General features: G+C 66.0%; 8 protein-coding genes. 2 read left to right on the top strand and 6 right to left on the bottom strand.

Going from position 1 to position 11,159, the window contains the following annotated elements:
- Window positions 1-58: 58 nt before the first annotated feature.
- From NJF35_RS04930 to NJF35_RS04905, 6 genes are all read right to left on the bottom strand, one after another.
- Window positions 59-3,154 carry an MdtB/MuxB family multidrug efflux RND transporter permease subunit gene (locus NJF35_RS04930; protein WP_253090751.1) on the bottom strand — a complete coding sequence of 1,032 codons (3,096 nt, stop codon included), beginning with the start codon at window positions 3,152-3,154 and terminating at the stop codon, window positions 59-61.
- On the bottom strand, window positions 3,151-4,413 hold the full coding sequence (locus tag NJF35_RS04925) for an MdtA/MuxA family multidrug efflux RND transporter periplasmic adaptor subunit (RefSeq protein WP_253090750.1): 1,263 nt from the start codon (window positions 4,411-4,413) through the stop codon (window positions 3,151-3,153). Before NJF35_RS04925 ends, NJF35_RS04930 begins: the two co-directional genes overlap by 4 nt.
- 206 nt (window positions 4,414-4,619) lie before the next feature.
- Window positions 4,620-5,120: a thiol peroxidase gene (tpx, locus tag NJF35_RS04920; protein WP_225789083.1), complete on the bottom strand. Its 501-nt coding sequence runs from the start codon at window positions 5,118-5,120 to the stop codon at window positions 4,620-4,622.
- 146 nt (window positions 5,121-5,266) lie between these two features.
- A complete protein-coding gene (locus tag NJF35_RS04915; protein ID WP_225789082.1) occupies window positions 5,267-6,559 on the bottom strand; it encodes a serine/threonine transporter in 1,293 nt (430 codons plus the stop codon).
- Window positions 6,560-6,914: 355 nt separating this feature from the next.
- The gene (locus NJF35_RS04910) at window positions 6,915-8,114 is read right to left on the bottom strand and encodes an aromatic amino acid transaminase (RefSeq protein WP_225789081.1); all 1,200 of its coding nucleotides are present in this window, start codon (window positions 8,112-8,114) and stop codon (window positions 6,915-6,917) included.
- A 155-nt stretch (window positions 8,115-8,269) separates the two neighbouring features.
- Complete coding sequence (locus NJF35_RS04905; protein WP_225789080.1) at window positions 8,270-9,295, bottom strand: Ldh family oxidoreductase; 1,026 nt, start codon at window positions 9,293-9,295, stop codon at window positions 8,270-8,272.
- Between the two features lie 149 nt (window positions 9,296-9,444).
- Between NJF35_RS04905 and NJF35_RS04900 the strand changes: the two genes are divergently transcribed.
- Together NJF35_RS04900 and NJF35_RS04895 are read left to right on the top strand one after the other, a co-directional pair.
- Window positions 9,445-10,317: a MurR/RpiR family transcriptional regulator gene (locus NJF35_RS04900; protein ID WP_225789079.1), complete on the top strand. Its 873-nt coding sequence runs from the start codon at window positions 9,445-9,447 to the stop codon at window positions 10,315-10,317.
- Window positions 10,318-10,343: 26 nt separating this feature from the next.
- Window positions 10,344-11,096 (top strand): transporter substrate-binding domain-containing protein, encoded by a 753-nt coding sequence (locus NJF35_RS04895; protein ID WP_225789078.1) that lies wholly within the window; start codon window positions 10,344-10,346, stop codon window positions 11,094-11,096.
- Window positions 11,097-11,159 lie beyond the last annotated feature (63 nt).

Raw genomic sequence — 11,159 nt, 5'->3', positions numbered from 1 at the left:
CACGAGAAAACCAGGCCAGCCACAAGCTCGACGTGCACACCGATCAGCTTGCCGTTGCTCATGCCGGCTCCTCCGTCAGGCGCTGCTTGCCGAAGCGCCGTGCAAGGCGGTCGAAGTAGAGGTAGATGACCGGGGTGGTGAACAGCGTCAGCACCTGGCTGACCAGCAGGCCACCGACCATCACCAGGCCCAGGGGCTGGCGCAACTCGGCGCCGGAGCCGGTGGCGAGCATCAGCGGCACGGCGCCGAACAGCGCGGCCAGGGTGGTCATCAGGATCGGCCGGAAGCGCAGCAGCGCCGCCTGGTAGATCGCATCGCGCGGGCTCATGCCCTGCTGGCGCTCGGCCTCCAGGGCGAAGTCGATCATCATGATCGCGTTCTTCTTGACGATGCCGATCAGCAGGATGATGCCGATGATGGCGATCATCCCCAGGTCGTTGCCGCTCAGCAGCAGCGCGAGCAAGGCCCCCACCGCCGCCGATGGCAGGGTCGAGAGGATGGTCACCGGGTGGATGTAGCTCTCGTAGAGCACGCCCAGCACGATGTACATGGTCACCACGGCGGCGAGGATCAGCAGCAAGGTGCTCGACAACGACGCCTGGAACGCCTCGGCGGCGCCCTGGAAGCGGGTCTGCACGCCCAGCGGCATGCCGATCTGCTGCTGCACCTGCTCGATCACCTGGACCGCCTCGCCCAGGGACGCACCGTGGGCCAGGTTGAACGACATCATCACCGCCGGGAACTGGCCGATATGGGAAATGGCCAGTTGCGCCTGGCGCTGCTCGATGCGCGCCAGGGCCGACAGGCGCACCTGGCCGCCATCGCTGGCCTTGACGTGGATCGACTCCAGCGCCTGCGGGCCGATGCTCGACGCGGCCTGGGACTGCAGCACCACGCGGTATTGGCTGGCCTGGGTATAGATGGTGGAGATCTGCCGCTGGCCGAAGGCGTCGTACAGGGCGTTGGTGATCTGCGACACGCTGATGCCGAGGCGGCTGGCCATGTCGCGGTCGATCACCAGGTAGACCTGCAGGCCCTTGTCCTGCAGATCGCTGGCCACGTCCATGAGCTCGGGCCGTTGCTGCAGGGCCTGGACCAGCTTGCCGCTCCATTCGGCGAGCATGTCGGCATCGGGCGAGGACAGGCTGAACTGGTACTGGGTGCGGCTGACCCGGTCCTCGATGCTCAGGTCCTGCACCGGTTGCATGAACAGGCGGATGCCCACCAGCTTGTCCAGTTGCGGCTGCAGGCGGTCGATCACGTCGCTGGCGGTGACGTCACGCTCGGTATGGGGCTTGAGGTTGATCAGCAGGCGGCCGCTGTTGAGGGTGGCGTTGTCGCCATCGACGCCGATGTAGGACGACAGGCTCTGTACCGCCGGGTCCTGCAGGATCACCTTGCTCAAGGCCTGCTGGCGCTCGCTCATGGCGGCGAACGACGTCGACTGCGGCGCCTCGGAGATGCCCTGGATCACCCCGGTGTCCTGCACCGGGAAGAAGCCTTTGGGCACGATCAGGTAGAGGAACACGGTCAACGCCAGGCTCGCCACCGCCACCATCAGGGTCAGCGGCTGGTGCTTGAGTACCCACTGCAGGGCGCTGCCGTAGTGCTCGATCAGCCAGTCGATCCAGGCGCCGCTGGCGCGGTAGAAGCGCCCCTGCTCCTCGGCCTTGGGCTCGCGCTTGAGCAGGCGGGCGCACATCATCGGCGTCAGGGTCAGGGACACCACCAGGGAGATCAGGATCGCCACCGCCAGGGTGATGGCGAACTCGCGGAACAGCCGGCCGACCACGTCGGCCATGAACAGCAGCGGGATCAGCACCGCGATCAGCGAGAAGGTCAGCGACACCAGGGTGAAGCCGATCTGCCGGGCGCCCTTGAGCGCCGCCTGCATCGGCGTCTCGCCCTCCTCGATGTGCCGGGAGATGTTCTCCAGCATGACGATGGCATCGTCCACCACGAAACCGGTGGCGATGGTCAGGGCCATGAGGGTGAGGTTGTTGATCGAGAAACCGGCCAGGTACATCACGCCGAAGGTGCCGATCAGCGACAGCGGCACGGCGATCGACGGGATGATCGTGGCGCTGACGCGGCGCAGGAAGACGAAGGTGACCATCACCACCAGGGCGATGGCGATCAGCAGCTCGTGCTGCACGTCCTTGACCGCGGCACGGATGGTCTGGGTACGGTCGGTGAGGACCATGACATCCAGGCCGGCCGGCAGGTTGTCGGTGATCGACGGCAGCATCTGCTTGATCCGGTCGACCACCTCGATGACATTGGCCCCCGGCTGGCGCTGGATGTTCAGCAGCACCGCCTGGTTCTCGTTGGCCCAGGCCGCCAGACGCTCGTTCTCGGCACCGTCGACGATCTCGGCGACGTCCTTCAGGCGCAGCGGTGCACCGTCGTTGTAGGCCAGGATGAGGTTGGCGTACTCCTCGGGCGAGCGCAGCTGGTCGTTGGCGTCGAGCATCGACACCCGGGTCGGGCCGTCGAAGTTGCCCTTGGGCTGGTTGACGTTGGAGGCACCGATCAGGGTGCGCACATCGTCCAGGTTCAGGCCGTTGGCGGCCAGGGCATCGACGTTGACCTTGATCCGCACCGCCTGGCGCTGGCCGCCGGCGATGCTGACCATGCCCACGCCGCTGATCTGGGCGATTTTCTGGGCCACGCGGGTATCGACCAGGTCGTTGAGCTTGGGCAACGGCATGGTCTTCGACGAGATGGCCAGGGTCAGCACCGGGGTGTCGGCCGGGTTGACCTTGTTGTACACCGGCGGTGCCGGCAGGTCGCTGGGCAGCAGGTTGCTGGCGGCATTGATCGCGGCCTGCACCTGTTGCTCGGCGACGTCCATGTTCATGTCCAGGCTAAAGCGCAGGGTCAGCACCGAGGCGCCGCCGGAACTGGTCGAGGCCATCTGGGTCAGCCCCGGCATCTGTCCGAACTGGCGCTCCAGTGGCGCGGTGACCGCGCTGGTCATCACCTGGGGGCTGGCACCGGGGTACAGGGTCATGACCCGGATGGTCGGGTAGTCGACCTGGGGCAAGGCCGAGACCGGCAGCAGCTTGTAGGCGATCAGGCCGGCCAGGACGATGGCCAGCATGCTCAGCGTGGTGGCGACCGGACGGAGGATGAACAGGCGCGACAGGTTCATGCGCCCGCCTTGCGCGGCTCATCGGCCTGGGCCGAGCCCTTGGCGTCCTGGCCCTGCAGGTGCTGGCCGGGGGTGGTCGGGACTTGCGAGCTGTCTTCCACCACGTCCACCAGGCTGCCCTCGCGCAGGCGGTCGGTGCCTTCGAGCACCAGGCGATCGCCGGCGGCCAGGCCCTCGAGGATCACGCTGCGCTCGCCATCGCTGGCACCCACCTTGAGCTTGCGGATGTTGACCTTGTTCTGGGCATTGACCACGTAGGCGAAGGTACCGTCGTTGCCGAACTGGATCGCCGCGGCCGGGGCCAGGACCACCTGTTTGAGGGTATCGGCCAGCAGGCGCACGTTGACGAACTGGTTGGGGAACAGGGCCTGGTCCTTGTTCTCGAAGCGGGCCTTGAACTTCAGGGTGCCGGTGGTGGTGTCGATCTGGTTGTCCGGGCTGCCCAGCACGCCGGTGGACTGCAGCTTGGCATCGCCACGATCCCAGGCCTCGACCGGCAGGCTGGCGCCGCTGCGGTAGCGCTCGAGCACGGTGGCCAGTTCCGTCTCCGGCAGGGTGAAGGCGACGTTGATCGGTTCGGTCTGGGTGATCACCGCCAGCGCGGTGGTGTCGTTGGCCGCCACCAGGTTGCCCAGGTCGAGCTGGCGCAGGCCCACGCGGCCGCTGATCGGCGCGCGGATCTGGGTGAATTCGAGGTTCAGACGGGCATCGTTGACCTGCGCCTGGTTGGTCTTGACCAGGCCCAGGAACTGCGCCACCTGGGCCTCGGCGGTGTCCAGGGTCTGCTTGGCGATGCTGTCTTCGGCGTACAGGCCCTTGTAGCGCGCCAGGTCGACCTGGGCGTTCTTCAACTGGGCCTGGTTCTGCGCCAGGGTGCCTTCGGCCTGCTGCAGGGCGATGCGGTAGGGGCGCGGGTCGATCTCGGCAAGCAAGTCGCCGGCCTTGACCTGCTGGCCTTCCTTGAAGTGGATCTTGACCAGCTCGCCGGCCACCCGGCTGCGCACGTTGACCGTGTTGGTCGCCGTTACCGTGCCTAGGGCCTTGTAGTACAGCGGGAAGTCACCGACGCGCACCGGCTCCACGCGCACCGGCACCGGGTCGGCGGAGGCGCCGAAGCCAGGACGCCCGCCTGGGCGCCCGCTCGCTTCCTTGTTGGCCGGCGATGCAGGCCACAGCCACCAGGCCAGCAGGGCCATCAGCAGCAGGATCAGCAGGCCGACGAGCCAGCGACGAGGGGAACGGGAGACGGAAGCTTGCATGGGTTGAACGAACCTTGTTCAGGAAATGGCGGCTTGGGGAGGTTGAACGATAAGCACTGGCACCGTTTTAGCAAAGGGCCTTTACCAGGGATTTACCTTCGGCTTACGTTGCCAAGACGCTGAACTTTAAATGAAAACGGCCTGGAAAGCGTTCCAGGCCGTTACAGGGTGTAACCCCAGGGGGCTGCACGGCAGCCCCGGTACATTTATTTCAATACAGCCAGCGCCGCGTCGTAGTTCGGCTCGTCGGCGATTTCGCCGACCAGTTCGCTGTGCAGGACCTTGTCGTTCTCGTCCAGCACCACCACGGCGCGGGCAGCCAGGCCGGCCAGGGGGCCGTCGGCGATGGCCACGCCATAGTTCTCGAGGAACTCACGGCCACGCAGGGTCGACAGGTTCTTCACGTTCTCCAGGCCTTCGGCGCCGCAAAAGCGCGCCTGGGCGAACGGCAGGTCGGCGGAGATGCACAGCACCACGGTGTTGGCCAGGTCGTTGGCCTGGGCATTGAACTTGCGCACGGAGGTGGCGCAGGTCGGGGTGTCGACGCTCGGGAAGATGTTCAGCACCTTGCGCTTGCCGGCGTAGTCCTTCAGCGACTTGTCGGCCAGGCCTTCGCCAACCAGGGAGAAGGCCGGCGCCTGGGCACCGGCCTGCGGCAGGTTGCCGTTGACCTGTACGGGGCTGCCTTTGAGGGTCACTTGAGCCATGACATGAATCCTTATGCGAGGTTTGAAAAGGACACCGAGTTAAGCACGAAGGCGCCCGGGTGCCTAGTGGCCCCTCGAGCTGCAAGCGACAAGCCAAGGCGCACCACGTCGCTTTTACTTGAAGCTTGCAGCTCGAAGCCGCCCCCTCACCCCAGCAGGCTATCGACCACCGAGTAGACCACCGAGGACATGGCCATCAGGCCAAGCACCACGACGAAGACGTTGGACAGCGCGCCGCTGTACTTGCGCATCGACGGCACGCGGCGGATGGCGTACATCGGCATGAGGAACAGCAGCGCAGCGATGATCGGGCCGCCGAGGGACTCGATCATGCCCAGGATGCTCGGGTTGAGGGTGGCGACGATCCAGCACACCACCAACATCAGCGCAGCGACTACACGGTCCATGGCCTTGGCGTCTGGGCGCAGGCCGGTCTTGGCGATGATGCCCTTGAGGCCTTCGCTGGCCCCGATGTAGTGCCCCAGGAACGACTTGGCGATGGCGATGAACGCGATCAACGGCGCGGCGAAGGCGATGGTCGGGTTGCTGAAATGGTTGGCCAGGTACGACAGGATCGACAGGTTCTGCGCCTTGGCCTCGGCCAGTTGGGCGCTGCTGAGGGTCAGCACGCAGCTGAAGACGAAGAACAGCACCATGGCTACCATCAGCAGATGGGCGCGTGCCAGGATCTGGCCGCTGCGCTCATCGGCATGTTCGCCGTAGCGACGCTTCTGGTCGACGGCGAAGGCCGAGATGATCGGCGAGTGGTTGAAGGAGAACACCATCACCGGGATCGCCAGCCACAAGGTGTGCAGGAAGGCCGAGCCTGACGGCAGCTGGGTGGCGCTGTCGAGGATGCCGCCATTCCAGTGCGGCACCAGGTACAGGGCCAGCAGCGCCAGGGCGACGATGAACGGGTACACCAGCAGGCTCATGACCTTGACCGTGGCCTGTTCACCGCAGCGCACCACCAGCAGCAGGCCGAAGATCAGCAGGAACGACAGGAGCGCCCGCGGTGGCGGGGTCATGTGCAACTGGTGTTCCATGAAGCTGCTGACGGTGTTGGTCAAGGCCACGCTGTAGATCAGCAGGATCGGGAAGATGGCGAAGAAGTACAACACGGTGATCAGGGCACCGGCCGTGATGCCGAAGTGTTCCTCGACCACCTCGGTGATATCGCCGCCGTTGCGCCCGGAGAGCACGAAGCGGGTCAGCCCGCGGTGGGCGTAGTAGGTCATGGGGAAGGCCAGCACGGCCAGGATCAGCAGCGGCCAGAAACCGCCGAGGCCGGCGTTGATCGGCAGGAACAGGGTTCCGGCGCCGATCGCCGTGCCGAACAGGCCCAGCATCCAGGTGGTGTCTTGTCGCGACCAGCTGCCGAGGGTGGCGGGGGTCGATTCTTCGAAGCGCCGTTCGACGCTTGGGGCCTGCTCATTCATTCCGGGTGCAACTCCACTCGCAAGACTGCAACAGGCTGAGAGCGGCGAAACACAAGGCCTCGCGCACCTCAACCGAAAAAGAGGGGCGCGATTGTGCGCTGATTGGGTTGCACTTGCATAGCCCTGCCCGAGGGACGGTTGCACCTTGGGTGGGAATTTTCTGAAACCAGGCGTTACCTGATTGGAGGAATGGGTTGCACCTTCACACAGGAAGCCTGGCGGCGAACGCACTCGCGGGCAAGCCCGCTCCCACAGGGGCCGAGCCGGTCGCCAACGATACGACTGGCAGGATCATGGGAGCGGGCTTGCCCGCGAATGTGATCGACCAGGCACCCCGAAAGGGTGCCCGCCTGCATCAACCCTGTTGAACGGCCGCGAATGCCTCGGCCACACGGCGCAGGTTGGCCGGGCGCAGGCCCGACATGCACACCCGGCCGCTGTCGATCAGGTACACGCCGAACTCGTCCCGCAGGCGACGTACCTGCTCGACGCTCAAACCGGTGTAGCTGAACATGCCGCGCTGGCGCAGGAAGAACTGGAAGTCCTGGCCCGGCAGCAGTTCACCGAGCAGGTCCACCAGCCCCTGGCGCATGTCGAGGATACGCTTGCGCATCGCTTCCACTTCCGCCACCCACTGGGCATTGAGCGCGGCATCGCCGAGCACGCCGGCGACCAGTTGGGCGCCGTGGCAGGGCGGGCTGGAATAGTTGCGGCGCACGGTGGCCTTGAGCTGGCCGAGCACGCTCTGAGCGGTGGCGTCGTCGTCGCAGACCACCGACAGGCCCCCTACCCGCTCGCCGTACAGCGAGAAGATCTTCGAGAACGAGTTGCTGACCAGGCACGGCACCCCGGCGCGGGCCATTTCGCGGATGGCGTAGGCGTCTTCCACCAGGCCTTCGCCGAAGCCCTGGTAGGCGATGTCGAGGAACGGGATCAGCTGGCGCGCCTTGACCACCTCGACCACCTGCTGCCACTGGTTCTGGTCCAGGTCGACGCCAGTGGGGTTGTGGCAGCACGGGTGCAGCAGGACGATGCTGTTCTGCGCCAGCCCCTGCAAGGTGGCGAGCATGCCGGCGAAGTCCAGGCCACGGCTGGCCGGGTCGAAGTACGGGTAGGTGTGGACCTTGAAGCCCGCGCCCTCGAAGATCGCCCGGTGGTTGTCCCAGGTCGGGTTGCTGACCCAGACCTCGGACTGCGGGAAGTAACGCTTGAGGAAGTCCGCACCGACCTTCAGCGCCCCGGAGCCGCCCACGGTCTGCACGGTGGCCACGCGACCGCCTGCCACCGCCGGGTGATCGGCACCGAACAGCAGGGCCTGGATCGCCTGGCGATAGCTGGCCAGACCTTCCATCGGCAGGTACAGGGAAGCCTCGTGGGGCTGGCCGGCCAGGCGCTTCTCCACCTCGCCCACCGCCGCCAGTTGCGGCACCACGCCAGCCTCATCGTAGTACAGGCCGATACTCAGGTTGACCTTGTCGGCACGTGGGTCGGCCTTGAAGGTCTCCATCAGCGAGAGAATCGGGTCGCCGGCATAGGCATCGACATGTTTGAACACAGCGCACAGCTCCTTGGATCAGGACAGTTCGGGAAATGCTGCCCCCGAGGATACCTGCAGTGGCGCCACAGGAACATCACTGATGTGCAAGGTGTTCAGTGCAGGCCTGCACGACATAAGGACAGCGGTATGCTCTGAGCGGCCATTGGGCCGTGTCAGCCAGCCAGCGCCTCGAGCCCCTGCAACTCCTGCTCGCTCAGTGCCACGCCTTCCCGCTCGGCCACCTCCCGCTCGCGGTAGCGCCGCTCCCCCGGCATACGGGTCAGCCCCACCGCCTGCATCTGCTCCACCAGCTCCCGGCTGCGCTGGGCAAACCGCTGCCCTTGTGCCTTGCTCGGGTCGATGACGATGATCAGTTGCCCGGTCCAGGGCGTCTTCGCCCCCGGATGCCCGGACCAATCGAACTCCCAGGAGAAATGCCCACCGGTCAGCGCCGCCGCCAGCAACTCGACCATCATCGACAGCGCCGAGCCCTTGTGCCCGCCAAACGGCAGCAGCGCGCCGCCTTCGAGGATCGCCGCCGGGTCGCAGGTCGGCTGGCCCTCGGCGTCCACGCCCATGCCCGGCGGCAACGTCTCGCCCGCCCGGGCGGCGATCTGCACGTCGCCATGGGCCATGGCGCTGGTGGCCATGTCGAAGACGATCGGATCATGCCCTGCGCAAGGCGCGGCAAAGGCGATGGGGTTGGTGCCGAACAGCGGCTTACGCGCCCCATGGGGCACCACGCAGGTCATGCTGTTGACCACGCTGAGCGCCACCAGCCCTTCGTCCGCGAAGGGCTCCACGTCCGGCCAAAGGGCGGCGAAGTGGTGCGAGTTGTGGATCGCCAGCACCGCGATCCCGGCGCTGCGAGCCTTCTCTACCAGCAGCGCCCGGGCCGCCGCCAGGGCCGGCTGGGCGAAACCGCCAGCGGCGTCGACGCGCACGTACCCCGACGCCACGTCACTCACCTGGGGCTGGGCACGGCCATCGACCCAGCCGCTGGCCAGGGTAGAGACGTAGCCGGGCATGCGGAACACGCCATGGCTGTGGGCGCCATCGCGCTGGGCGCTGGCGCAGTTGTGGGCGAGCACCGCGGCCACCGCCTCGGAACAGCCGTGACGCAGGAAGATACGTTGCAGCAGCGCCTGCAGCTCGGCAAAAGGCACGCGCACGACGGGGCTGGCGGAAGGTGCGGACATCTGGAGCTCCTTTCTTGGCATTGGAATGGCTACAGCGTAAGGCAATGGCGAAGACTTTCCCGCGAATGGCAGTTATCTGTCAAATATTGACTTAGTGACAGAAAACATCCATTTTCTATCCCACGCCTCAGCCAGCCCGGAGCCGCGACATGAGCCAACCGATCAAGCAACGCCTGGAGAACAGCCTGCACGGCGCCGCCGCCTCGGGCCGCAAGATCGCCAGCTACATGCTCGCCAACCTGCACGAGCTGCCGTTCCAGACCTCGGCCAGCATCGCCGCCAAGCTGGGCGTCAGCGAGTCCAGTGTCGGCCGCTTCTGCCGCGCCCTGGGCTATGCCCACCTCAAGGCGCTCAAGCAAGACCTGCAGAGCGACCTGGGCGACGGCCCCTGGCTGGTGGGGGATCGCCTGCAAGCCTACCGCCAGAACCGCGAAGCTGCCGACAGCGCCGGCAGCCTGGAGCTGGAGATCGCGGCACTGGTGCGGGTGCACGAATACAGCCGTGGCCAGGCCTGGCAGCAGGTGGCCCAGCGCCTGGCGGACAAGCCGCGGGTGTTCGTCGCCGGTTTCCAGACCGAACGCGGCATCGCCATGTGCATGAGTCACCTGATGCAGTACCTGCGCGACGGTGTGCAACTGGTCGATGGCAGCGCCGGGCACTTCGGCGAGGTCTTGCTTGGCCGCGCCGAGGACAGCGCCTTGCTGGTGTTCGAGGCGCGCCGCTATTCACGCCATGCCCTGCAGCTGTGCCAGAAGGCACGCCAGGCCGGCATTCCGGTCACCTTGGTGACCGACACCTTCTGTGACTGGGCCGAGGCCAACGCCGACGAGGTGTTCCGCATCCCCACCGAATTCAACCTGTTCTGGGAGTCCACCTCGGCGATGCTGTCGTGGGTGCACCTGATGGTCAACGAGGTCTGCAGGAAACTCGGGCCCGATGTTGAAAGACGCTTGGAAGCGACTGCCGCTCTACATAACGAGTTCGTCGGCTACACCTCGTGGCCAGCGGGCAAACAACAATAGCAAGAGTGCAAGTACAGAGGTGCGAAATGAAAAAGACCATGGCTGTGGTGGGTGCGTGCGCCCTGCTGCTGGCGGGCGCCGCCAGTGCCGAGACCTTGCGGTTCGCCACCGAGGGCGCCTACCCGCCCTTCAACTATGTCGACGCCGATAACAAGCTGCATGGTTTCGACATCGATATCACCCATGCCCTGTGCGCGCAGATGAAGGTCCAGTGCACCCTGGTGGCCCAGGACTGGGAAGGCATCATCCCGGCGCTGATGGCCCGCAAGTACGATGCCGTGGTCGCCTCGATGATCGATACCGAGGAACGGCGCAGGAAAATCGCCTTCAGCGACCCTTACTACCGCACCCCGCTGGCCGTCGCGGTGGCCAAGGACAGCCCGATCACCGATGCCCAGACCGACTTCAAGGGCTATACCGTCGGCGCCCAGTCTTCCTCGACCCAGGCCATCTATGCCGAGGACGTCTACGCCAGGGCCGGCGCCGACGTGAAGCTCTACCCCACCATGGACGAGGCCAACGCCGACCTGGCCTCCGGCCGCCTGGACGGGGTGATCGCCGACAAGTTCCCCCTGCACGAGTGGATGGACAAGAACGGCCAGGCCTGCTGCCGGATCCTCGGCGACGTCGCCGGCACCAAGGCCAACGCCGCCATCGCCGTGCGCAAGGACGACGACGCCCTGCGCCAGCGCCTGAACCAGGCGTTGGCCGAGATCGTCGCCAACGGCACCTACCAGAAGATCGCCAGCAAGTACTTCGACTTCGATATCTACAACTGACCTGCGACCGCCCTCTCCCATGGAGGCTGCGCCGCTCTTGAGCTCGGCGCCGCCCCTGTGGGA

This window comes from Pseudomonas guariconensis (assembly GCF_024127895.1).
GTDB classification, from domain to species: Bacteria; Pseudomonadota; Gammaproteobacteria; order Pseudomonadales; family Pseudomonadaceae; genus Aquipseudomonas; species Aquipseudomonas guariconensis_B.
This window is presented reverse-complemented; position numbering and strand designations above follow the sequence as displayed.